General features: G+C 71.4%; 22 protein-coding genes, 1 tRNA gene and 1 pseudogene. 11 read left to right on the top strand and 13 right to left on the bottom strand.

Annotated features, from left to right (window positions below; translation table 11 throughout):
* The first annotated feature begins 52 nt into the window (after window positions 1-52).
* Window positions 53-496: a DUF2267 domain-containing protein gene (locus IF61_RS0120305; RefSeq protein ID WP_030367880.1), complete on the top strand. Its 444-nt coding sequence runs from the start codon at window positions 53-55 to the stop codon at window positions 494-496.
* A 245-nt stretch (window positions 497-741) separates the two neighbouring features.
* Here IF61_RS0120305 and IF61_RS0120300 read toward each other — a convergent pair whose 3' ends face one another.
* From IF61_RS0120300 to IF61_RS32495, 3 genes are all read right to left on the bottom strand, one after another.
* Window positions 742-1,284: a site-specific integrase gene (locus IF61_RS0120300; RefSeq protein ID WP_245684561.1), complete on the bottom strand. Its 543-nt coding sequence runs from the start codon at window positions 1,282-1,284 to the stop codon at window positions 742-744.
* 225 nt (window positions 1,285-1,509) lie between these two features.
* Window positions 1,510-1,583 (bottom strand) — tRNA-Met (locus IF61_RS0120290).
* Between the two features lie 90 nt (window positions 1,584-1,673).
* Window positions 1,674-1,922: a hypothetical protein gene (locus IF61_RS32495; RefSeq protein ID WP_052392860.1), complete on the bottom strand. Its 249-nt coding sequence runs from the start codon at window positions 1,920-1,922 to the stop codon at window positions 1,674-1,676.
* Between the two features lie 470 nt (window positions 1,923-2,392).
* Between IF61_RS32495 and IF61_RS0120280 the strand changes: the two genes are divergently transcribed.
* Window positions 2,393-2,608, top strand: coding sequence for a DUF6243 family protein (locus tag IF61_RS0120280; protein WP_030367878.1), 216 nt, complete (start codon window positions 2,393-2,395; stop codon window positions 2,606-2,608).
* Between the two features lie 122 nt (window positions 2,609-2,730).
* Here IF61_RS0120280 and IF61_RS35940 read toward each other — a convergent pair whose 3' ends face one another.
* The 4 genes from IF61_RS35940 to IF61_RS35935 all read right to left on the bottom strand — a co-directional run bounded on the left by IF61_RS35940 (window position 2,731) and on the right by IF61_RS35935 (window position 4,965).
* Entirely contained in the window at window positions 2,731-2,886 is a 156-nt protein-coding gene (locus IF61_RS35940; RefSeq protein WP_157848637.1) for a hypothetical protein, read from the bottom strand.
* A 484-nt stretch (window positions 2,887-3,370) separates the two neighbouring features.
* The gene (locus IF61_RS0120270; RefSeq protein WP_030367877.1) at window positions 3,371-4,084 is read right to left on the bottom strand and encodes an NADPH-dependent F420 reductase; all 714 of its coding nucleotides are present in this window, start codon (window positions 4,082-4,084) and stop codon (window positions 3,371-3,373) included.
* 58 nt (window positions 4,085-4,142) lie between these two features.
* Window positions 4,143-4,523 carry a VOC family protein gene (locus IF61_RS0120265; RefSeq protein ID WP_030367876.1) on the bottom strand — a complete coding sequence of 127 codons (381 nt, stop codon included), beginning with the start codon at window positions 4,521-4,523 and terminating at the stop codon, window positions 4,143-4,145.
* Window positions 4,524-4,551: 28 nt separating this feature from the next.
* The gene (locus tag IF61_RS35935) at window positions 4,552-4,965 is read right to left on the bottom strand and encodes a VOC family protein (RefSeq protein WP_052392859.1); all 414 of its coding nucleotides are present in this window, start codon (window positions 4,963-4,965) and stop codon (window positions 4,552-4,554) included.
* 415 nt (window positions 4,966-5,380) lie between these two features.
* On the opposite strand from IF61_RS35935, the gene IF61_RS0120255 reads away from it, so the two are divergent.
* The 3 genes from IF61_RS0120255 (at window position 5,381) to IF61_RS0120245 (ending at window position 9,522) form a co-directional block, all read left to right on the top strand.
* Complete coding sequence (locus tag IF61_RS0120255) at window positions 5,381-6,001, top strand: TetR/AcrR family transcriptional regulator (protein WP_030367874.1); 621 nt, start codon at window positions 5,381-5,383, stop codon at window positions 5,999-6,001.
* Window positions 5,998-7,182, top strand: a complete 1,185-nt coding sequence (locus IF61_RS0120250; RefSeq protein WP_030367873.1) for a winged helix DNA-binding domain-containing protein — start codon at window positions 5,998-6,000, stop codon at window positions 7,180-7,182. The genes IF61_RS0120255 and IF61_RS0120250 overlap by 4 nt, the downstream gene beginning before the upstream one ends.
* Window positions 7,183-8,256: 1,074 nt before the next feature.
* Window positions 8,257-9,522 (top strand): cytochrome P450, encoded by a 1,266-nt coding sequence (locus IF61_RS0120245; protein WP_030367872.1) that lies wholly within the window; start codon window positions 8,257-8,259, stop codon window positions 9,520-9,522.
* 29 nt (window positions 9,523-9,551) lie between these two features.
* On the opposite strand, the gene IF61_RS33470 is transcribed toward IF61_RS0120245, so the two are convergent.
* Window positions 9,552-10,040: a VOC family protein gene (locus IF61_RS33470; protein ID WP_052392858.1), complete on the bottom strand. Its 489-nt coding sequence runs from the start codon at window positions 10,038-10,040 to the stop codon at window positions 9,552-9,554.
* Between the two features lie 173 nt (window positions 10,041-10,213).
* Between IF61_RS33470 and IF61_RS0120235 the strand changes: the two genes are divergently transcribed.
* On the top strand, window positions 10,214-11,254 hold the full coding sequence (locus IF61_RS0120235) for a helix-turn-helix transcriptional regulator (protein ID WP_052392857.1): 1,041 nt from the start codon (window positions 10,214-10,216) through the stop codon (window positions 11,252-11,254).
* Here IF61_RS0120235 and IF61_RS0120230 read toward each other — a convergent pair.
* The 5 genes from IF61_RS0120230 to IF61_RS0120210 all read right to left on the bottom strand — a co-directional run bounded on the left by IF61_RS0120230 (window position 11,238) and on the right by IF61_RS0120210 (window position 18,211).
* Window positions 11,238-12,188, bottom strand: coding sequence for a Gfo/Idh/MocA family protein (locus tag IF61_RS0120230; RefSeq protein ID WP_030367869.1), 951 nt, complete (start codon window positions 12,186-12,188; stop codon window positions 11,238-11,240). The genes IF61_RS0120235 and IF61_RS0120230 overlap by 17 nt on opposite strands.
* Complete coding sequence (locus IF61_RS0120225) at window positions 12,185-13,042, bottom strand: VOC family protein (RefSeq protein ID WP_052392856.1); 858 nt, start codon at window positions 13,040-13,042, stop codon at window positions 12,185-12,187. Before IF61_RS0120225 ends, IF61_RS0120230 begins: the two co-directional genes overlap by 4 nt.
* Window positions 13,043-13,052: 10 nt before the next feature.
* Entirely contained in the window at window positions 13,053-15,311 is a 2,259-nt protein-coding gene (locus IF61_RS0120220) for an ATP-binding cassette domain-containing protein (RefSeq protein WP_052392855.1), read from the bottom strand.
* An 81-nt stretch (window positions 15,312-15,392) separates the two neighbouring features.
* Window positions 15,393-16,190 carry an aldo/keto reductase gene (locus IF61_RS0120215; RefSeq protein ID WP_030367866.1) on the bottom strand — a complete coding sequence of 266 codons (798 nt, stop codon included), beginning with the start codon at window positions 16,188-16,190 and terminating at the stop codon, window positions 15,393-15,395.
* A gap of 422 nt (window positions 16,191-16,612) precedes the next feature.
* A complete protein-coding gene (locus IF61_RS0120210) occupies window positions 16,613-18,211 on the bottom strand; it encodes an MFS transporter (RefSeq protein ID WP_078660353.1) in 1,599 nt (532 codons plus the stop codon).
* Window positions 18,212-18,274: 63 nt separating this feature from the next.
* On the opposite strand from IF61_RS0120210, the gene IF61_RS32485 reads away from it, so the two are divergent.
* The 5 genes and pseudogenes from IF61_RS32485 to IF61_RS37735 all read left to right on the top strand — a co-directional run bounded on the left by IF61_RS32485 (window position 18,275) and on the right by IF61_RS37735 (window position 22,700).
* Window positions 18,275-19,075 carry a helix-turn-helix transcriptional regulator gene (locus IF61_RS32485; protein ID WP_157848636.1) on the top strand — a complete coding sequence of 267 codons (801 nt, stop codon included), beginning with the start codon at window positions 18,275-18,277 and terminating at the stop codon, window positions 19,073-19,075.
* A gap of 123 nt (window positions 19,076-19,198) precedes the next feature.
* Complete coding sequence (locus IF61_RS32480; RefSeq protein ID WP_052392852.1) at window positions 19,199-20,038, top strand: radical SAM protein; 840 nt, start codon at window positions 19,199-19,201, stop codon at window positions 20,036-20,038.
* Between the two features lie 74 nt (window positions 20,039-20,112).
* Complete coding sequence (locus IF61_RS35380) at window positions 20,113-20,469, top strand: hypothetical protein (protein WP_107043075.1); 357 nt, start codon at window positions 20,113-20,115, stop codon at window positions 20,467-20,469.
* Between the two features lie 32 nt (window positions 20,470-20,501).
* Window positions 20,502-21,282: pseudogene (locus IF61_RS37595) on the top strand (alpha/beta fold hydrolase); the annotation flags it as partial.
* 293 nt (window positions 21,283-21,575) lie between these two features.
* A complete protein-coding gene (locus IF61_RS37735) occupies window positions 21,576-22,700 on the top strand; it encodes a carboxymuconolactone decarboxylase family protein (protein WP_397945310.1) in 1,125 nt (374 codons plus the stop codon).
* Window positions 22,701-22,719 lie beyond the last annotated feature (19 nt).

Raw genomic sequence — 22,719 nt, 5'->3', positions numbered from 1 at the left:
GCACCCCGGCACCACCCCACCCATCCCGGCTCCACGAAAGGCATGCACTGCAGTGATCTCCGACGCGCGCGTACCGCTTGAGCGCCAGCAGCCGTACGGGACGGCGTATGAGCAGATGCTGGAGAGGGTCCGCTACGAGGGCGCCTACCCCACCCGCGAGAAGGCCGACGAAGCCGTCCGCCTGGTCCTCGCGGGGCTCGGACGCCGGCTGACCGGCGACGAACGCGTCGATCTCGCCGCCTGTCTGCCCGTGGAGGCCGCACGCGTGCTGACTGCGCAGATCCCCGACACCCGGCCCCTGACCGGCTGGGCCTTCGTCAAGGACCTCGCCGCCCGCACCGGCGCCTCCCCGGCCACCACCCGCTGGGACACCGGATCCGTCTTCTCCGCCGTCGCCGCCCACGCCGGCCCCGACCTCATCACCCGCATCCTGGGCCGGCTCCCCACCGGCTACGCCCTGCTGTTCGGCCGCGCCGAACTCACCCGCGCCGCGTAGCCGGCGACGTGCGGGGCGGACGCGACCGCCGCGACGCTGTCCGCCCTGCGCCCAGGGGTCCGCGAGGTGACCACCGTCGCCCGCTCGTCGGCGCGCACCGACGAATCGTCACGCCCTGCCGAGTGCATCAGGTCCGGTAAGGACCCGGCGTCAGGGCCGCTCCCCAGCCGGGGGTTTCAGGTCGCGGGGCGGGAGGCGGGTTTCGCCGGGATAAGCGCCAAACCCGCCAATATTGATCTTGAACGTCAGCGCTGCCGCCGGGCGGCGGGGTCGCGTTCGGCGACGTGTCGGGCGACTGCGTCGACGCCGGGGCGGGCGTACCGCTCCAGGGAGCGGACGGAGGCGTGACGGGAGCGGGCCAGCAGCATCGGGGGAGGGGAGGAGGTGGTGCCGCCCTCGGCGTCGTGGGTCAGGGCGCTGTGGCGGAGCCGGCGCAGGGTCCAGCCGTCCAGGTCCTCGATGTCCTCGGGCGAGGTGAGTGGGTTGGCCGACAGCCGGGTGTTCTCCTCGAAGATCTCCTCAGCCCGCCGGTAGGAGAGCCGGGCCCGGCCCGTCTCCGGGCACACGTCCAGCGACAGCGTCCCGGCCGGGGCGTCCGGGCCGGAGCGTCTGGGCCGGAGCGTCCGGGCCGGGGCCTTCCGGCCGGTGAGAATCAGCGGGCCGCGGGTGCGGCGGCCGATCAGGCGGGGCAGAAGTTGGGCGGCGCCGGACTGCCGGTGAGTGCACTCCGTCGCCCCGCCCTTGGCGGTGCTCTTCCCGTGCTTGTCCTGCGGGTAGAGGTCTTCCACGTTCAGGCACAGCACCTCATCGGCCCGGGCCGCGGACTCGTAGAGCCGATACCCGCGAACGCATCCGTGCCGCCATCAGCCCATGACCGCGCCGGCGGCGTCCTCGACGGCGGCGAGACGGTCGAAGAGGGCAACCACGAGGATCTGGACCGGATCCGCTGACGAGGGCCCTGTCCAGGAAACAGTGAAGGCCCGGCAAATCAATGCCGGGCCTTCACCTGTGAGTAGCGGGGACAGGATTTGAACCTGCGACCTCTGGGTTATGAGCCCAGCGAGCTACCGAGCTGCTCCACCCCGCGTCGGTACGGTGAACACTACGGCATCGACAGGGCTGAGCCGAACCGACTACCAGGGACCGGAGGCCGGCGGCCCCGCCGAGGGGCTGGTGGTCAGCTTGCCCGCGGTAGGCGAACGGCTTCGATCCCTGTGTCATTGATCAAGGCCTTGACCAGGGTTGCGGGGCCGACGGCCTTGGTGCCCCACAGGTCGTAGTCGGTGCAGACGACCCAGGAGCGGTCCTCCGGCCAGAAGTTGGAGGGGCTGAAATCAAGATCGTCGAGGTCGGTGAGGGCTCGCGCATCCCCGAGCCGGCCGGTGAGCACGTGACGGGAGTCATACTCGATGGTGCGCATCGCCATCGGGTTGCAGTAGGACAGGCGCCGAGGTGTCCGGGCCGCCCGGGCTGTGCTCGATGAGGACGTCGATCAGGCGGTTCCAGGACTCCCGGTCCAGAGTGGTGTGTGAAGGCGCCCCGGTCCTGGTCCTGGGGCCCGCCCTGGTACCACCTGGCACAGGTGGGCGAAGGCGTCCTGCGTGGTCCAGGGAGTCCGGGTCAGCGGCGTACGTGCAGGTCAGGGCCTTGTGGTCCAGGAGTGTCGATGCTGAAACGACTGACCTCGGGTCCTCGCCGAAGGCCCGGCCGACGCCGGGACAGCGAAAAACTTGGTGTGCGGGGCCGACGGAACCGGGTAACGTCGTGGTCATGTTCTTCCAGACGCCGATTTACGAGTGAGCGCGTGATGGGCCCCTGCTGACGTCCTTCGATGTCGCCGCGCCCGTCCCCCACCGATGAATCCGTAGATTATTTCACCTCATTCCGGGAGAACCTGTGACCGTGAGCAAGAACATCAACAACCCCGTGGGCCAGGGCGGCGGCCAGCGCAAGAAGCTGTCCCGCGCCGAACGGCAGAACAACGGTCCGCACCGCAACCTCGACCGTCAGGGTGCCGCCGACCAGAAGGCGGAGCTGGTGCGCAAGATGCGCGAGAAGACAGGCGCAGCCGGGGGTGCCGGGCAGACGGGCGACGGCACCGCACAGAGCTGACGTACCGCCGCCGCAGGGCGGCACCGCACGGGGCAGGGCCCGGACCGCGACGCGCGGTCCGGGCCCTGCTGCCGTACCGGGCGCGGCCGATCCCGCTCAGCTCGAGGCCGCGCACCCGCGTCTCAGCCGACCACCTGGGGCACCGGCAGATTCAGCAGCCGCGTCACCACCACCCCGAGCTGCACCAGCAGCGTCACCACCATCGCGTTGCCCGTGCCCAGCCCGGGCGACACGGTCAGGAAGAGCGTGCCGGGCGTCGCCCCCCCACGGCCAGACAAGGCTGCTGTGCGGCCACGATCGTCCGCTGCCTCAAGCGCTACGCGGCCCGGGTGTCTTTCACCTGGTCAAACCACTGCAGCCATGAACGCGCTGATAGCGGTTGTGTCGGCAGGCTGTTCCCTTCCCGCGCGACGGGAAGAGCGCATTCCACAGCCGCCCGTGAGCGGGGCGCGCGCTCCCGCGCGCCCGAACCGCAGCGGAGGGAAGCCGCCTTCGCTGGGCAGAGTGCAGCCAGCCGAAACTGAACGCGTCGAAGGAGCGGACTGTGGATTCCCTCGTAGCACTTCTCAACGCTGGGCTGGAAATTCTCAGCAACTTGGCATCAGGGCTCGTCGGTAGTCTTCCCGTTCCTCTTCCTCCCCTTCCCATTCCCACGCCCCCGGTTCCCTAGAGGCCGCGCGGAAGGCATGACCTTCGGGATGCCGGGAGCGGTCGGGAGAGCCGGTTGCTCCCGGCACCGCCATGCTGCGGGGGGGGGGCGGGTCAGGGGCGGACAACCTTGACGCCGAAGGGGGTGCCCATGCCGAGGGCCATGCCGATGGCGGCGTGCATGTGGGCGTACATCTCCATGCCGCGGGCGGCGACGAGGGGGCCGAGGTCGAGGATGTCGCTCCAGCCGTAGGACTCCAGGAGCGCGGTGACGGCCTTCTTTGCCTCCGGGTCGTCGCCGGCGACGAACATGGTGTGATCGCCGCCGCCGGTGGCCCGGGGGTTGACGACGGTGTCCTGTTCCTGGGTGACGAAGGACTTGACGACCTTGGCCTGGGGCAGGGAGCGCTGGATCTGCTCGGCGAGGCTGTCGGTGTCGCAGGGGTCGAGCTTGGGCATGGTCCCGAAGGGCGTGGGCCAGGGGTGTTCCATCTCGGCGCCGTAGAGGTAGGGGACGGCGTAGTCGATGAGCGTCTTGCCGGCGAGCTGCTTGCCGATGGCGGTCAGGGCCTTGACGGCGCTGGCGCCGTCGATGCCGTTGATGACGAGGTCGGCTGCGGCCGCGGCGTCGGCGAAGGGCAGCAGGGTGATGCCGGGGTGGGCGGCGAGGAACTCCTTGTAGGGCGGGTTGCCCATCATGTCGGGCTCAGTGCGGGCCAGGGTGGCCTCGACGTCGCGAGTGCCGACGTAGACGTCGTGGCCGAGGTCGAGGAGCTTGGCGGCGTGGGCGCGGCCGCCACCACCGGTGCCGAGAACGGCGATCTTCATGATGTGACTCCTTGCGATGCGTGGGGGGTTGGTGTGGTTTCCGGGGGTGTCCCGGTGGTCAGTGCCGGGTTTTCTGGGTGACGCCGATGACGTAGCCGTTGAGGTCGCGGAAGTAGAGGGCCCGGTGACCGCCGGCGTCGACAGGGCCCTTGACAACGTCGACCTTGGATGCGTGCTGGGCGACCCAGGCGTCGAAGTCGTCGACGGCGAGGTAGTGCATGCCGCAGCAGCCGGTCGGGGTGTCCTTCAGGGGCGGCAGCCAGATGCCGAGCAGCTTCTGCTGCTGGAGCATGAAGGCGAATTCGCCGTCGTAGGTCAGGACGCGGATGCAGGCGTTCGCGGGGGCGGGCTGGGCGGTGAAGCCGAGCTTCTCGTAGTAGGCGACGGTGGCGTCGAGGTCGCCCACGCCGAGGCAGGCGGAAATGGCGGGGGTGTGCATGGGGGAGTGCGCTCTCAGGTGTTCCGGTTCAGGCTTCGGTCTGCCGCTGGAAGGCGCCGAAGTCGTCGGGGCCGAAGATGCCGAGGATGTAGCCGTCGGGGTCGCGGAAGAAGAACTCCTGCCCGGTGCGGTCGTGGTTGGGGACGGTGTCCTTGACGACATCGACGAGGGGGCGGATGCGCTCCACGGTGTCGTCGAAGTCGGCGACGGTGAAGTAGTGAATGCCCGAACAGCCGATGGCGGGCTGCATGGAAGGCAGCAGGGCCCGCAGGCTCTCCTGGCCCTGGATCATCAGGGCGGGTTTGCCGTCGTGGGTGATGATCAGCAGCGGGTGCCCGGGGTCGAGGGGACCGGTGTCCAGGACCCCGAAGCCGAGCCGCTTGTAGAAGTCCGCGGTGGCCAGGGGGTCGCTCACGGCGAGGCAGGGGGCGATGTTCATCATGACGGGCTTCCCTCCTGAAAGGGCGTGCTGGGTAATAGGGCGGGGCGGGGGCGGACCTGCGTCCTGAGGCCGCGGTGCCGTGCGCCGCCGGTGATGGCCGGTCGGTCGGCCGTAGCGCGCAAGCGGCTGGGAGGGCCTCGGTGTCCCCGGGCCGGCGGGAGCTTTCAGCCTCCGCCTCTCAATTAGTACATCCGTGCAGCATTCTTGTCGAGCCCTAGCAGCTAAACGGGGCATAGTGGGGCGCATGCCACCCTCGCCACCTGCTGCAACGACAGGAAGTAATCAAGCAAACACGAGCCTGTGGCCTTGGATGGTCGAGGATTCAGGCTCACGGCGCCCCACTTCTGAAAATTTGATACCTTCGTACAGAAGTCAACTTCTGGCAGTGTGCGAGACCCCTGGAAGGGATGCGGTCATGGCTGGGCAAGGTGCCGTGAAGCGGCGGTACGACCCCAAGCGGCGGGTCGAGGAGATCGCCACGGCCACCGAGCAGGTGATCGCCGAGCGCGGCATAGAGGGGCTGACCCACCGCGCCGTCGCCGAGAAGGCGGGTGTCCCGCTCGGCGCCACGACCTACCACTTCGCGACCAAGGACGACCTCATCCAGGCCGCCCTCCAGCGGTCCGTGGACCGCTATGCCGCCTACCTCTCCGACTGGGTCGCCCAGCGCCCCGAGCTCACCCCCGAACAGCTCACCGTGCTCCTCACCGACGCGATCATGGGCTGCTTCGGCCCCCAGCGCGACCAGCAGGTCATGGAGTTCGAGCTCTACCTCGCCGCCCTGCGCCGCCCCGCCCTGCGCCCGATCGCCGACCGGTTCACCGACCTGAGCGCGGAGGCCCTCCTGCCCTACGTCGACGAGCTCACCGCCCGCACCGCGGCCATGACCACCAACGGCCTGGCCCTGCGGGGACTGGCCGGCACCACACCCCCCACCCGCGCCGAGGTCGAGGCCATCCTGCGCCGCGTCCTCACCCCCAACCCCGCCCTGCCCGCCACCACGACAGGCCCGGGCGCCCGGCAGGCCCCCGCATGAGCCCCGCCGTCCCGCACATCACCCACGCACAGCGCCGCGCCCGGCTGGCCCGCCGCCACCTGCCCGGCCCCGGCCACCGAGCCGCCTCGGTGCGGGAGGCGGCCGAATCGGTCCTGGCCCTGCACGCCACCGACGCCGCCACCGTCCACCTCTCCGCCGCAGCCCGCCTGGCCGACCCCCGGCACGAGACGATCGAGCGGGAACTGTACGACCGGGGTGAGCTGTTGCGGATGACGGCGATGCGCTGCACCCTCTTCGTCGTCCCCACCAGTCGCGCGCCGGTGATGCTGGCGGCGTGCGGTCGCCCCAACGCAGCAGCCCGCACCAAGGGACTGCTGCGCCAGCTGGAGCAGAACGGCTACGGCGACGCCGCCTGGCTGGAGAAGGTCACCCACGCCACGCTGGCGGCGGCGCGGGAGCGCGGCGAGGCCACGACTGCGGAGCTCGCCGCCACAGTGCCGGGCCTGGACCGGCAACTGGTGATCTCCCCAGGAAGGCCGTACGAGTCGCGCCGCAGCATCGCCACCGACCTGCTCTTCGCCCTCGCCGCCGACGGCCACCTCACCCGCGGCACCCGCCGCGGCGGCTGGACCAGCAACCAGCACGCCTGGACCCCGGCACCGGAACTCCCCGATATCCCGGTTCCCCAGGCCCGCGCGGAGCTCGTCCGCCACTGGCTGACCGCCTTCGGCCCCGGCACCCTCGCCGACCTCAAATGGTGGACCGGCTGGACCCTCACCGAAACCCGAAAAGCCCTCGCCGCCACCGAAGCCGTCGAAGTCCGCCTCGACGACGGCCCCGGCTACGCCCTCCCCGAGGACATCGATCCGGTCGAGGCCCCCGAGCCCTCCGCCGCACTCCTGCCGGCCCTCGACCCCACCCCGATGGGCTGGCGCGACCGCGGCTTCTACCTCGACCCCGCCCACACCCCGGCCCTCTTCGACCGCATGGGCAACATCGGCCCCACCGTGTGGTGGAACGGCCGCATCGTGGGCGGCTGGGCACAGCGCGAGGACGGCACCATCGCCCATCGCCTATTCACCGCGCCCGGCCGGCAGCCGCGCACCGCGATTGCCGCAGAGGTGAACCGTCTGAGTGCCTATCTAGGGAACCGGCGCTTCACCCCCGCCTACCGCACGCCGCTGGAGCGCGAACTCGCTGTTGTCGACTACAGCCACTGAGCGACTCACCATCAGAGCCTTCGGTTGCCCTGTCGCACACGCGTCCCGCCTTCCCTTGAAAGACGGGGATACGGCCATCCGATCCGGGGGACGGTCATGCCAGATCCGTTGTGCTCATACATCGGGTCGGCAGCCCAGGGGGAGGATTCTCGTGTCGGTCTTCGGGCGAACCGCAGGTGGGGCGGTCGGGCTTTGTGCCGCCATCGCGTCGATGGTGGCCTTCGTTGCTCCGTCGGCTACCGCTACACCGCTACATCCCGCCAAGGGAGGAATACAGCCAGCCGGGAATCTACCTGCTCCCCGTCCCGGCCGGAGTGGACACAGCGTTCGTCAGGCTTATCGGCGCGGGTGGCGGTGGCGGAGGTCCCGCCACCGAAGGAAACACCAACGGCGGGGGCGGCAGAGGCGAGTGCCTGGGCGCGGTCCCGCAGCGGTCCAACGGCGCCAACGGTGGCAACGGGACCAGCACGTCCGGCGGACGAGGCGCCCGGGGCCATTCCCTCGCTCTGCTGAGCCCCCCACAGACCGGAGCCGGGGGTAACGGCGGCACCCGGGGTGGAGAACCCGGGACACCGGGCAGGGACGGAGCAGCTGTCGTTGTCTGGGGCAATAGCCTCGGGCTGAATCTGTCCCTCTGACCTGGGCGAAGCCGTCGGTGGTGGCTTCGGCGGCCAGCCCGGCGACGTTAAGGACGCCGCTGTCGGAGAACTGGAGCTTGGAGTGGACGACCATCTTGTCTGCGCCCGGGGTGTGTCCATGTCGGGTACTGGGAGAGCAGCATGGTGCGTTCGGTGAGCCCTCGACGCCGACTCGCGACTCCTCGACGAAAGCCGGTACGGCCATCGAGGCTGGCGGTGCAGGGTGCGGCGGCTGTCCTCGGGGAGCACGCTTCGCTCTCGCCTACCGCACCCCGCCGGAGTGTGAACTCGCCTCCTAAGGACGGAAGATGTGTGGCCGGGAAGAGGCTCGGTAGGTCTCTCGGTGTCCTATTCGGGGCATAGCGTCGGCGCCGTTCGTCCATTCCGGACCCACGTACCCCACGTACGCCACGTTCTTCGGCAGGGAGGCTGTGCCATGCCCGACGTCAGCGCGTTCCCCGAATTCCCTGCATTCCCCACATTCCCCGTGTTCCCGCAGGACCGTACGTGTCCCTACCGGCCGCCGGAGGGCTATGCCCGGCTGGGGGAGCAGGGGCCGTTGGCGCGGGTGGTCCTGTACGACGGGCGGGTGGTGTGGGCGGTGACGAGGCAGGTTGAGGCCCGCCGGCTGCTGGCGGACGCGCGTCTGTCGTCCGATTCCGCCCATCCTCGCTTCCCCGTTCTCGTCGCCCGCTTCGAGGAGCTGCAGGGGCTCGTTCTGCCGCTGTTGAGCGTCGATGGTCCCGAGCACCGGCGGCAACGGCGCGGGCTGATCCCGCACTTCGGCGTCCGGCGCATCGCCGCGCTGCGCCCGATGGTCCAGCGGGCGGTCGACCGCCACCTGGACGCCATGCTCGTACAGGGCCCGACGGCCGATCTGGTCGCCGCGTTCGCGCTGCCCGTGCCGTCCACGGTCATCTGCGAACTGCTGGGCGTGCCGTATGCCGACCATGCCTTCTTCGAGGAGCGGACGCGGCGGCTGATGCGCGGGGCGACGGCCCGGGAGACCCGGGAGGGGTACGCCGGGCTCATGTCGTATTTGCGGGAGTTGGTGGACCGCAAGGAGTCCGGCAACGAGCCCGGCAAGGGTTCCGGTGGGGAAGCGGGAGACGCGCATCGCGGGCTGCTGGACGAGCTGATGGAAGACAGCGGGCGGGAAGGCGGCTCGGACCGGGAGGAGCTGGCGGCGGTGGCAATGCTGCTGCTCATCGCCGGGCACGAGTCCACCGCCCACACCATCGCCACCGGCGTGCTGGCACTGCTGGACCACCCGCTGCAGCTCGCGGCGCTGCGCGCGGACCCGTCGTTGATCCCGTCCGCGGTGGAGGAACTGCTGCGCTACCTGTCCACACTGGACAGTCTGGTCCGGGTGGCCCTCGAGGATGTGGCGGTGGACGGGGGCGTCATCCGGGCCGGGGAGGGGGTGGTGTTCCCCACGGCGGTGCTCAACCGCGACCCCTCGGTCCACCCCCGCCCCGACGACTTGGACGTGCACCGCGCCGACCGCAGTCACCTGTCCTTCGGCTACGGCGTCCACCAGTGCCTGGGGCAGCATCTGGCCCGCCTGGAGCTGGAGGTCGCTCTGCGGACGCTGCTGGCCCGCGTCCCCGGCCTGCGGTTGGCCGATTCTGCGCAGTCGCCGGTGTGCACGCCGGGGGACGCCTCCTTCCAAGGGGTCACCGAGCTGCCGGTCACCTGGTAAAAGCGCGGACGGCACTGGGGGCGGGAGCCTCAGGCGGGCGCGGCGGCCTCGTCGCCGTCGCCCTGGGTGAGGTAGCAGTTGGATTCCCAGATGACGCCGTACTTGTCCTGGACGATGCCGTAGGCGACACCCCAGAACTTCGTCTCCAGCGTTTCCAGGACCTTCCCGCCCTCGGCGAGCTTGTCGAAGGCCGTCCGCTGCTCGCCGGGGTCGGTGTACTGGAGGCCGATGTGGATGTTGTTGCCGATGACATGGTCGCCGCTGCCCTGCGGTGTGCCGTACAGCTCGGCGACGGACAGCGCGCTGCCGTCGCCGAACTGGAGCTTGGAGTAGACGACCGTCCGGTCCGCGCCCGGGGTCTTGTCCATGCCGGGCACCTGGGACAGCAGCATGGTGCGCTCGCTGATCTCCTCGACGCCGAAGACATCGGTGTAGAAGGCAATGGCCTCCAGGCTGTCGCGCACGTACAGCATCGGCGTGAAGAGCTGGAGGGTTTCCTTGGTTCCCGTCGCGGTCATGGCGGGCTCCTCTCTTGGTGGGTTTGTGGGGCTGTGGGGTTCCCCGGGCGGGTGGGCCGGCAGCCTGCGACTCCGGGGCAATTCAGAAGAAACGGTGTGTTTCATCCGATGTCTTCGACGGTAGGCGTTCAATAGGTCATCGCACGTCCTATTGATCGGTGAGGGTGAGCGGTATGAGCGCCGATTCCGTGGTGACCCGGGGCGTACGAGACCCCGCGGCCCGTCTGCTCCAGCTGCTGTCGCTGCTCCAGGCCCCGCGCGACTGGACGGGTGCCGAGCTGGCCGAGCGGCTGGGCGTCACGCCCCGCACCATCCGCCGCGATATCGATCACCTGCGCGAGCTCGGTTACCCCGTCGAAGCCAGCCAGGGCAACATCGGCGGCTATCGCCTCGTCGCCGGTACCGCCATGCCGCCGCTCCTGCTGGACGACGACGAGGCCGTGGCCATCGCGATCGGCCTGCGCACCGCCGCCACCGCCGCCGTCAGCGGCATCGAGGAGACCTCGCTGCGGGCCCTGGCGAAGCTGGAGCAGGTGCTGCCCTCGCGTCTGCGGCACCGGGTGTCCCACTTCGCCGAGGCCGCCACCTACGTCTCCCAGCCCACCGGCGGCCCCGCCGCCGAGCTGCTGGCCGCCCTCGCCGCCGCCTGCGTGGCCCACGAGAAGATCCGCTTCAGCTACGCACCGGCCCACGGCGAGCCCTCGCGGCGGCTGGCCGAACCGGTGCGGCTGGTGGCCGCGGGGCGGCGCTGGTATCTGGTCGGGTACGACCTCGACCGGGCCGACTGGCGCACCTTCCGCGTCGACCGGATCGACGCACTGCACCGCACCGGCGCCCGCGTCCCCGAACGCGAGCTGCCCGACGGCCAGGACGCCGCCGCGTACGTGGCGGGCGTCCTGGGCGCCGGGCCGGGCAGCTGCCGCGCCGAACTGATCCTGCACGCTCCGATCGAGCGGGCGGCCCAGGGCGTACCGGCCTCACTCGGTGTCCTGGAACAGATCGACGGGCAGAGCTGCCGGCTGCGTACGGCCGTGGACTCCGCCGAATACCTCGCCTTCCGCATCGCCGCCCTGCGCGTGGACTACACCCTGATCGGGCCGCCCGAGCTCGTACCGCACCTGCGCAAGATCGCCGAACGGGCCCTGGGCGCCATCGAGGCGGCCCAGGGCCCTGAAGAGGTGAAGCGAGGAGGTGCTGCTACGCCTGCTCGTTGATCCGCCGGCGGACGTCGAGCGTGAGCTGGAGGCCGTCCAGCGCGCTCTCGGGCGTGATCCGGGAAGTCTCCTTCCCGGCCAGGCAGGCCAGTACGTGGTCGATGACGGCCGCGTAGGCGTCGCGCTCGGGCAGGTCGACGGGGCGCCGCCCGGCCTCGGTGTACTCCACGAGGCGGGTGCCTCCCTGCCCCTCGGCGCCTCCCGTGAACTCCGTCTCCAGGACGCCGTCGGCGAAGACGGCCCGTGATCCCCCGCCCATGCCGTAGGACTTGGGCTTGAGGGCGGAAGCGGCACAGCGCACCAGCACGCCGCCGGGGTAGGTCAGCAGAGCCTCACCCGCCGAGCCGTGCCACGCGCCCTCGCTGCCGAGGGCGGTGACGGACTCGGGGCGTCCCAGGGCGGTGGCGAAGAGGTCGAGCTCGCCGTGCATGGTGTCCATGACCAGGGAGTCCAGACGCAGGTCGTAGCCCTCCCACAACAGCGCGGTGCGGACCTCGGTCTCCCAGGTGCGCAGCGGCCCGTACGTGCTCTCGGCGATGGCCTTGAGGATGTACTCGTTGACGGGGCTGAAGCGGGCGAAGAGATCCACGAACGCCTGCCGCCCGGTGACGTGCTGGGCCTCGACGATGCGGCGCGCGTCCTGCATCGTGGCGGCCAGCGGCAGCTCGCACAGCACGTCCTTGCCCGCCTCCATCGCCCGTACCGCGTGGTCGGCGTGGAGAGGGGTGGGCAGGCAGACGTCGATGAGGCCGATGTCCGGGTCGGCGTAGACCGCGTCGAGGTCGGTGGTGGTGTCGAATCCGAACTGCTCTGCCAGCGGCCGGAGTCCGGCCGGGGTGCGGCCGAAGACGACGACCCTCTCGACATCGGGGCGGGCGGCGTAGACGGCTGCGTGCGCCCGCCCGAAGCCCGTACCCAGCAGGCCGATCTTCATCGTGAGCCCTCCCCGCTGTCGTGCCGGCCGCTGCCCTCGCTGTTGTTGTCGCTGTTGTTGTCGAACAGGCCGAAGCGGTTGCCGCGCGGGTCCAGCAGGCGGGCGAAGCGGCAGCCGTCGGCCGCGAGCTCGGGCCCCTGCTCGGCGTGGGCGCCTGCCGCGACGGCCTTGCCGGTCAGGGCCGTGACGTCCTCGGCGAGGAAGCACGGCATGGCGTAGTCGGCGCCGCCCTCGCGCCCGCTGTGGTCGTACAGACCGCCGACCGGGTACGGGCCGCCGGTGAGGATGGACTGGTAGGGGCCCTCGCCCTCGAACCGCCAGCCGAAGGCCCGCGAGTAGAAGTCACGGGTGGCCCGGGGGTTGGTGGTGCCGATCTCGAACCAGGCGAACGTGCCGGGCCGCGGTTCGAAGGCGACCTGTTCCATCTGTTCGTGGGTGGCCTCCATGCGGTCCTCGAAGCGGGCCGCGGTGCTCTGGGAGAAGAGCGAGAAGACATTGCCCTGCGGGTCGCGCAGCCGGGCGAAGACGGTGACATCGCTGACCTGGGTGGGCGGCAGCTCCACGCTCGCGCCCAGCGCGCGCAGCCGCTCGACGTCGGCGGGCACGTCCGTGGACAGCACCGTCAGGTTGCAGACCTCGCCCATGCCGGTCCCTCCTTCCCGGCTCAGGATGGCGCCCATGGGCCAGGCCATGCCGGGGGCGATGACACGGATGTAGAGGTTGCCGTCGATGGAGGAGTCCGGGTCCTTCTCGAAGGACCAGCCCAGCAGCGGGCCGTAGAAGTCCTGCACTGCCTGGGGTTCAGCGGTCTCGAACTCGAACCAGACGACGTTTCCGGGGGACATGATGCTCATGGCAGATCTCCTATCGGTTGGGTTGATGGGCCGTCGCCTGCACGCCCAGATCGCTGCGTAGCGCGCCGGCGGTGTGGGACGTGGGGTGCTGGAGGAGCTGGGCGGGGGCACCGGTGAAGAGGATTTCCCCGCCGTGGCGGCCGCCGTCGGGCCCCAGGTCGATGACCCAGTCGGCGTGCTCGATGACGTCGAGGTCGTGTTCGATGGCCAGGATGGTGTTGCCCGCGTCGACCATGCGGTCCAGGAGGGCCAGGAGGGTCCGGGTGTCGGACATGTGCAGGCCGGTGGTGGGCTCGTCCAGGACGTAGATGCCACCTGTCTTGTGGAGTTCGCCCGCGAGTTTGAGGCGTTGGCGTTCGCCGCCGGAGAGGGTGGACAGGGGCTGGCCGAGGGTGAGGTAGCCGAGCCCGACCTCGTTCAGCAGGCTGATCTTGCGCGTGACGGTGCGGTCGGTGAAGAAGCCGGCGGCTTCCTCTGCGGAGAGGCGGAGGACGTCGACAATGTTCTTGCCGCGCAGGGTGTGGGCAAGCACGTCGGGGTCGTAGCGGGTGCCGTCGCAGCGTTCACACAGGGTGGTGACCGGGTCCATGAAGGCCATGTCGGCGGTGATCTCGCCCTTGCCCTGGCAGACGGGGCAGGCGCCGCGCGAGTTGAAGCTGAAGTATCCGGCGTCGACACCGCCGGCCTTGGCGAACGCCTTGCGGATGGTGTCCATGATGCCGAGGTGGCTGAGCGGGGTGGAGCGCGAGGAGATGCCGATGCCGCTCTGGCTGACCATGACGACCTCGGGGTGCTGGGCGGTGAGCACCTTGGAGACCAGGGTGGACTTGCCCGATCCCGCGACGCCGGTGAACACGGTCAGCACGCCGGTGGGGATGTCCACGGTGATGTTCTTGAGGTTGTGCAGGCCGGCGCCTGCGACGGTCAGCCGGCCGGTCGGGGTGCGGGTCCGTTCCTTCAGCCCGGGGGTGCGGCGCAGGCAGCGGCCGGTGGGGGTGTCGGCGTCCCGGAGGCCGGCGGGGGTGCCCTGGTAGACGGCGCGGCCGCCGTGGACGCCTGCGCCGGGGCCCATGTCGATGATGTGGTCGGCGGCGGCGATGACGTCGCGGTCGTGCTCGACGACGAGGACGGTGTTGCCCCGGTCGCGCAGCTCGCGCAGCAGCGTGTTCATGCGGCCCACGTCGCGGGGGTGCAGGCCGGTGGACGGCTCGTCGAAGATGTACGTCATCCCGGTCAGCGACGAGCCGAGGAAGCGCACCATCTTCAGGCGCTGTGCCTCACCGCCGGAGAGGGTGGAGGTCTCGCGGCCCAGATTGAGGTAGCCGAGCCCGATGTCCTCCAGGCGCCGCAGCCCGGCGGTGGCCTGCTCGGCGAGCGGGGTGCCCAGCGGGTGGTCGATCTTCCCGAGGACGCCGATGAGCTCGGTGACCTCCATCGCCATGTGGTCGGTGATGCCGTGCCCGTTGACGCGGGTCTTGAGGGCCGCCTCGTTCAGCCGCGCCCCCTCGCAGGCCGGGCAGGTGCCCTGGACCGTGAACTCCTCGACCGCCTTGCGGGTGCGGGAGGCGAGGGTGGAGATGTCCCGGCCCAGGTAGAGCCGTTCGAAACGCGGGACGAGTCCCTCGTCGGAGGCCGCGGAGGAGCCGGGCTCGCCGTGCAGCAGGCGCTCCCACTCCCGTGGTGAGTAGTCCTTGAGGGGCTTGTCGAGGTCGAAGCGGCCGGTGCGGGTGAACAGGTTCCACTGCACACCACCGACGTTGAACATCGGGAAAAGCAGCGCCCCTTGGTTCAGCGACTTGGCGGTGTCGAAGAACATGTCCAGGTCGGGCTGGACGGTGCGGCCGAGCCCGGCACAGGTCGGGCAGGCGCCCTCGGGGGTGTTGAAGGAGTACGCCGTCGCCATGCCCGCCGACGGCTCCCCTGCCCGCGAGAACAGCAGCCGGATGATCGAGGCGATGTCGGTGGCGGTACCGACGGTGGAGCGGGCGTTGGCGCCGATCGGCTTCTGGTCCACGACCACCGCGGTGGACAGGTGGTCGATCCGGTCGGCGTCGGGCTTCTCGTAGCGCGGCAGCCGGTTGCGGACGAAGGTCGTGAAGGTCTCGTTCAGCTGGCGCTGTGCTTCGACCGCGAGGGTGGAGAACACCAGTGACGACTTGCCCGAGCCCGACACACCGGTGAACACCGTGATCTTGTTCTTGGGGATGCGCAGCGAGACGCCCCGGAGATTGTGCTCGCGGGCGCCCTCGATGAGGATTTCGTCATTCATGATCGTTCCAAAGTCCAAGTCCAAGGCCAAATTCAATTCCAAATTCCAAAGTCCAAAGTTCATAAGGGCGTTGCGGCACGGTCATGGCCTGGTCCGGGCCTTGCCCAGAGCGTCGATGCGGGCGATGTCCCCGGGTGTGAGGTCCAGGTCGGTGGCGTGGAAGTTCTCGAGGATGCGTTCGGGGTGTCCGGACCTGGGGATGGCCGGGATCCGGTGTGCCAGCTGCCAGGCGAGAACGACCTGCGCCGGCGTCGCGCCGTGCGCGGCGGCGATCTCGACGACGGCGGGGTGGGCCAGTCCGGGCTTGCGCGGGCGCAGCGGGCTGTGCCCTTCCAGCACCACCTGGCGGTCGTGGTGTCCCTCCACCACGGCCGGGTCGTACAGCGGGGGGTTGAGCCGGATCTGGTTGACGGCCGGGGTGCGACCGGTCGCGGCGGTCAGCGCGTCGAGCTGGTCCAGACTGTGGTTGCTCACCCCCACGTCGGTGGCCAGGCCCTCGTCGGCGGCGGCCAGGAACGCGTCCCACACCGCGGCGTTCTCACCGGGGTCCTTGAGCGGGTAGTGCAGCAGCCACAGATCGACCCGTTCCAGCCCGAGCCGGTCCAGCGACCGTGCCAGTGCCTCCGGCTCGCGGCCGGGGCTGCGCTGGGCGAACTTGGTAGTGACGAACACCTCGTCGCGCGGCAGCCCGCCGACGGCCAGCGCCTTGCCGACCGCGTCCTCGTTGCCGTACAGCGTGGCGGTGTCGAGGTGCCGGTACCCCGCCTCCAGGGCCAGTGAGACGGCCCGGTAGGCGTCGTCGCCCTTGAGCTGCCACGTCCCGAAGCCGAGCGGCGGCATCATCGGCCGACCGGCCACCACGGCGTTTCCCTGCGTCATCCGCAGTCTCCTTTCTGTGATCTCTCCCCGCACGCCGAGCGGTCTTGGGGAAGAGCGGTGCGCCGCACAGGGCGGGGAGCCGCGAGGTCAGCCGCCGACGGTGTCGTGCCGGCGGTACGGAAGACACGTGACACGGCCGGCAGAGGTGGCGCGGCCCGGGCTCCGGGCCGCCGCTCCGGCCCGTCGGGGCGGTTACCGTCCCCGTCCGCCCCGGAGCCCGCGACCGCGCTCAGTCCTTACGGTAGGACCCCAATAGGTCCTTCAATGTCCTCTTGGACCTCCGCTTGGATCTCCGCTTGGATCTCCGCTTGGGTCTCCGCCCGGCGAGGGGCGCTCCCGGCGCGGTGACGACAGGGGCTCGGGAGCCGGGAACGGGAGCGGCGCCGCGCGGGGTGGCGGCACCGCCCTCCGGCTCACCGGGCTCACCGGGTGAGCGCGGGGCCCGCGGCCTCAGCCGGCGTCCCGGTCTTGTCGCCCTCCGGGTTTCCGCCGGCGTCCCCGCTCTTGTGCCCGGCCCGCTTCGGGATCGCATACAGCAGCGCGAACGAGGTGAGGAAGGCGGCGGCGACGTACGGCAGGGTGTGGGCGAAGGCGTCCGGCATCTTCGCTCCCTGGGTGACGGGGTTGTCACCCAGCTGATTGAAGAAGATCAGCGAGGAGAGGGCGGTGCCGACGGCCTGGCCGAGCTGGACCGTGGTGTTGTTCAGGCCGGAGGCCGAGCCGGCGTGCTCGTGCGGCACCTCGGAGAGGATGATGTCCGTGAGCGGCGCGACGATCAGGCCCATGCCGATACCCATCGGCGCCAGCGGCAGCATCGTCTGCCACAGCGTGATGTCCGCGCCGTAGTGGCCGGTCAGCCACGCGAAGAGCACCATCCCGGCCGCGGCGGTCAGCGCGCCCGCCTGGAGCACCCGGCGGCCGAAGCGCGGCACCAGCACCTGCATCGAAACGCCGGCGCCCACCATGAGCAGCAGCGACAGCGGCAGCCCGGACAGGCCCGCCTTCAGGGGCGAGAAGCCCAGCCCCAGCTGGAGGTAGAGCGCCCAGGCCAGGAAGAACACCCCGGACGCCAGGCCGAACATCAGCTGGACGCCCAGGCCGCCCGAGAAGCTCTTGCGGGTGAACAGGGAGAGCACCACCAGCGGGGAGCCGCCGCGGGCGATCACCCTTCTCTCGTACGCGACGAACAGCGCGAGCACCGGCACAGAGGCCGCCATCATCACGTACGTCCACACCGGCCAGCCCAGCTCGCGGCCCTGGATCAGCGGCAGGACGAGGCAGAGCAGGCCGCCGGTGGACAGCACCATGCCACCCACGTCCAGCCGGGCCGCCCGCTCTGCCTTGGACTCGCGGATCAGCACCGCGCCCGCGATCAGACCGATCACGCCCAGCGGCAGGTTGACCAGGAAGATCGGCCGCCAGCCCATCCCGAACAGATCCCCCTCGACCAGCAGCGCGCCGACCAGTGGCCCGGCCAGCACACCCAGCGAGCTGACCGCTCCGAAAATGCCGAAGACCTTGCCGCGCTCCTCCTTCGGAAAGGAGACATGGATGATCGACAGCACCTGGGGCACCATCAGCGCGGCCGCCGCGCCCTGCGCGATCCGGCCGGCCAGCAGCATCTCGGGGGCGCCGGCGATGCCGCAGACCAGCGAGGTGAGGGTGAAACCGGCGACCCCGGCGAGAAAGACCTTCTTCCGCCCGTACAGGTCGCCCAGGCGCCCGCCGGTGATCAGGCCCAGCGCGAAGGCCAGGGCATAGCCGCCGACCACCCACTGGATCTGGGAGGTCGAGGCGCCCGTGTCCTCCTGGATGTGGGGGATGGCGATATTGACGACGGTCACGTCCACCGCGTCCATGAAGGTCGCGACGAGGAGGACGATCAGCGCCACCCACCGGCGGGGATCCACCGCCGCCGGTGAGGGAGCGACCTGCGCATCGGCAACCGATGCCTTCGCAGATGCTTCCGATGCCTTCGCGGATACTTTCGCATCGGTTTGAGGGGTTTCGTTCTCGGACATGCCTCCGACGGTAGAAGCCCAATAGGACACCCAACGACCTCGATGGCGGGCAGCCTGAACGGCATGACCACCGACCTGCCGCCCCTCTTCCCCGACGACGAAGCCGTCGCCCTCGCCGTCGCCCTGCGCGCCGCCGCAGCGGGCGTCACCGGCATCGAGGAGACCGCCACCCGAGCCCTGGACAAGCTCGCCCGGCTCCTGCCCGCCCGCCAGCGCGACCAGATCGCCGCCGTCCAACAGGCCACCACATCACTGCCGTTCAGCGGCGCACCAAAGGCGGACCTCGCCGCACTGGCCGCCCTCGCCACCGCCTGCCGCGACCACGGGACGGTCACCTTCGCCTACGAGTCCCGCGACGGCACCCCCAGCTCGCGCCACGTGGAACCGCACACCCTCCTCGCCTCCCACGGCCGCTGGTACCTGCTCGCCTACGACCTGGACCGCGACGCCTGGCGCACCTTCCGCGTCGACCGCCTCACCGGTCCCGCCCCGACCGGCCGCCGCGCCCCGTCCCGCCGGCTCCCCGCCCCCGACGCGTCCACGTACCTGACCGCATCCCTTACCGCCGCGCCCACCCGCTACCCCGCCCGGGCCACCGTCCCGTACGACGCCGCGACGGCCCGCACTCGCAGCGGGGCCTTCCCCTCCCGCGTCCACCCCCTCGACGACCACACCTGCACCATCGACCTCTCCGCCGACGACCCCCTGCACATCGCCGTACGACTCCTCGCCCTGGGCCCCGAAGCCACCCTCCACGGCGACCCCGAACTCGCCCCGCACCTCGCGCAGATGGGCCACCAGCTCCTGCAAGCGGCCCGCGCCCTCACCCCGCAGGCGAACGACACCGACGAGGCGGGCCGGTGAACGCCACCGACCCGCACCCCACCCTCTTTCCTGCCTCCGCCGTGACCCCCGAACCGCCCCCGGCCCCCGACTTCCCGCGGTGTCACCTTCCACGAGATCCAGGCCCGTACGATCCTCAACCGCATGCCCGGCGCCACACCCGGCCCCATGGGCTTCACCCTCAACCCCTACCGCGGCTGCACTCACGCCTGCACCTACTGCTTCGCCCGCGACGGCCACCACCACCTCGGCCACGACACCGGCGAGGACTTCCAGACCCACCTCTACGTCAAGACCAACGCCGCCACCGTCCTGCGCCGCGAACTGCGCACCGGCAAGACCGGCGACCAGTGGGTGATGGTCGGCACCTCCACTGACTGCTACCAACGCGCCGAAGGCCGCTACCAGCTCATGCCCGGCATCCTGCGCGCCCTCACCGACTACCGCGTCCCCTTCACCACGACCACCAAATCAGCCCTCCTGCGCCGCGACATCCCCCTCTACGCCGAAGCCGCCCAGGCGGCGAACATCCTGGTGATGACCTCCCTCGGCTCCCTCGACGACCGCGTCCGGCGCGCCTTCGAACCGGCCGCCTCCCCACCCCGCGCCCGCCTGGACACCATCGCGGCCCTGCGCGACGCCGGGGTCCCCGCCGGCGTCCTCATCGCCCCCGTCATCCCCCACGCCGCCGACCATCCCCGCGCTCTCGACGCACTCGTCGACGCCTGTGCCGAAGCAGGAGCCGTCACCGTCTTCCCCGACGTCATGCGCCTGAGCCCCGGCGCCCGCACCTGGTTCCTAGCCCAGGCCGCAGCACACCTCCCGCCCCGCCTCCACCAGCGCCTGGCCGCTTCCTACGCGGGCAGCCGCCGATCAATGCCCCCGCACTACGTCCAGCAGGTGACCGACCACATCCACGCCCGCGCGGCCCACCACGGCATCCCCCGCTGGCAGGACTACATCAACAGCCTGCGCACGCCCTGAGCCCGCCGCGCATCGCACACGAACGACAACTCGGCGCGCTCACACCGGAAGAAGCCGATCTCCACGAAAGCCTTGTGGAAGGCGAGTTCGGCCACAACGTGAGACTGGAGCAGGAATGCGTGCGCTATTCGGCCCCACTCGACGCCCAGAACGCGGCCCGGGCGCTGCTGAGCGGGCGGGCCCGCGCCCACGCCAAGTCAGGCGACGGACCGGTGCAGATCGCCCGGATGTACAAACTCGCCAAGGACGACGCCGCCCTGCACCGGAGCGTGCACACTCGCCTGCGCGTCGACCCACGCACCCAGGACAACTACGAACGCCGCACCAAGGAGGGCAAGACCCGACGCGAAATCGTCCGATGCCTCAAACGCTACGCTGCACGGGAGGCCTTCCACCTGGTCAGACCCGCACTGTTAGGGCCCCCGTCATAGGGGCAGCCGTGATACATGAGAGGGTCTGGCGGGTGAGTGAGACACCGGCGAACACCCTCCAATACCGCTCTGACGGGCCAGAAGACGCCCCGGTCCTGGTCCTGGGGCCCGCGCTGGGTACCACATGGCACATGTGGGACCGCCAGATCCCCGAGCTGACCCGGCACTGGCGGGTGGTCCGCTTCGACCTGCCCGGACACGGCGGCGCCCCCGCCGCGCCCGCCGCCGCCGTCGACGACCTCGGTGACCGGCTCGTCGCCACCCTCGACTCGCTCGGCGTCGACCGCTTCGGCTACGTCGGCTGCTCCCTCAGCGCCGCCGTCGGCATCGACATCGCCCTCCGCCACCCGCACCGGCTCGCCTCCCTCGCCCTCGTCGCCGCCTCTCCCCGCTACGGCACGCCCGACTCCTGGCGGCAGCGCGGCGAAACCGTCCGCCGGGAGGGCCTCGACCCGGTCGCCCGCTCCGCGCCCGAGCGCTGGTTCACCGCGAACTTCTCCGGCGCCCAGCCGGCCATCGTGGACTGGGCCGTCCAGATGGTCGGCACCACCGACACGTACGCGTACGTCGCCGCGTGCGACGCGCTCGCCGCGTTCGACGTCCGTGCCGAGCTGACCCGGATCAGCGTCCCGACGCTGGTCATCGTCGGCGCCGAGGACACGACCACGCCGCCCGCGGACGCACGGGTCCTCGTCGCGGGCATCCACGACGCGAAGCTGGCCGTCGTCCCGGGCGCGTCCCACCTGACCCCGGTCGAACAGCCGGCGGCGGTGACGGACCTGCTGGTCCGCCACTTCACGACGGCCTGGCAGCTGTCGACGCAGCAGGGGCTGTCGGTGCTCCCCGGAGCCTCTGCCTCCGGCCAGGGGAAGGGCGGGAGCCGGAGCGGTCCGGCGGCGCCGGGTGCGACGCCCCCTGCCGGGGCGGACGGCCCGGGCGCTGCCGGTGCGGGCTTCGGGGCCGACGGGCCCGGCGCGGCCGGCCCCGGAGCGACCTCCTCCGGAGCCGCTGCCGGGGCGGGCGGTGTCGCGCACCCGGCCGCCGCCGGTCCGGCCCGGGGCAGCTTCGGCGCGCCCGGCGCGGGCTTCGGGGCGCCGGGATCCGGCATGCCGGGACTGGATTTCAGTACCCCGCCGGGCGGCACCGGCGGGCCGGCCTCCGGACCGGCCCCGGGCGCCGGCTCCGTCTCCTCCACGACACCCGGCTCCGGCATACCCGGCCCGGTCGGCACCCCGGCCCCGGGCTCTGACAGCGCCGGCTTCGGCACCCCGGGCGCGGCGTCCGGCGGCGGCTTCGGGGCCCCGGGATCCGGCTCTGCCGGGACGGGCGGCCCCGCGGTCACCGGACCGGCAACCGGCCGTACCGGCGACGGCTTCGGTGTCTTCGCCCCGGGCTCCGGCGCGCCCGGCGCGCCCGGCCCCGCGGGGCCGCAGGCGTTCGGGGGCCCGGGCTACGGACCCGGCGCACCCGGCCCCGCGAGCCCGGGCCCGGCCCCATCGGACTCCGCTGCTCCGGGGTCCGGCACACCCGGCCCGGGCAGTGCCGGGGGCGCTGCCTTCGGAACCGCGCCCGGCGGTTCCGCCGGCACCACCGGTCCCGGCGCCGGAGGCTCGGACACCGTCCGGATCACCCCCGGTACAGGAACCCCGGACGCCGCGCGGATCCCCTCCGGCCCCGGCGTGCCGGACACGGTGCGGATCACTCCCGGGCCGCCGCCCGCCTCCGGAGCGCACGGCTTCGGAGCCGCCGGGCTGCCGGCGGCGGAACCGGCCGCGGCAGAGCCCGGCGCAGCCGGGTCGTTCGGCGGCTTCGGGCCGCCGCCCGCGGAAATGGGGGGCGGTCACGCCGGCTTCGACGCGCTCGACCGCGGCAAGCGCATCCGGCGCGACGTGCTCGGCGACGAGGCCGCGGACCGGGCCGAAGCGGACCGGGACGCGTTCACCGGCGACTTCCACGACCTCGTCGCCCGCTCCGCGTGGGGCGAGACCTGGGCCCGCCCCGGGCTGGACCGCCGCACGCGGGCCCTGCTCACCCTGACCGCCCTCACGGCCCGCGGCCATTACGACGACATCGCCCCGTATACCCGCGCGGCCCTCCGCAGCGGCGCCGGCCCGGACGAGATCAAGGAGACGCTGCTGCACGCGGCGGTCTACTGCGGCCTGCCCGCCGCGGGCGCCGCCTTCGCCGTCGCGCAGCGTGTCATCGCCGAGGAGGCGGGCCCGGGGGCGTAGCAGTATGGGGCCATGGAGC

Source organism: Streptomyces roseoverticillatus (genome assembly GCF_000719265.1).
In the GTDB taxonomy this organism is placed as follows: Bacteria; Actinomycetota; Actinomycetes; order Streptomycetales; family Streptomycetaceae; genus Streptomyces; species Streptomyces roseoverticillatus.
Note: the sequence above shows the minus strand (reverse complement) of the source record. Positions and strands in the feature narration are given on the sequence as shown.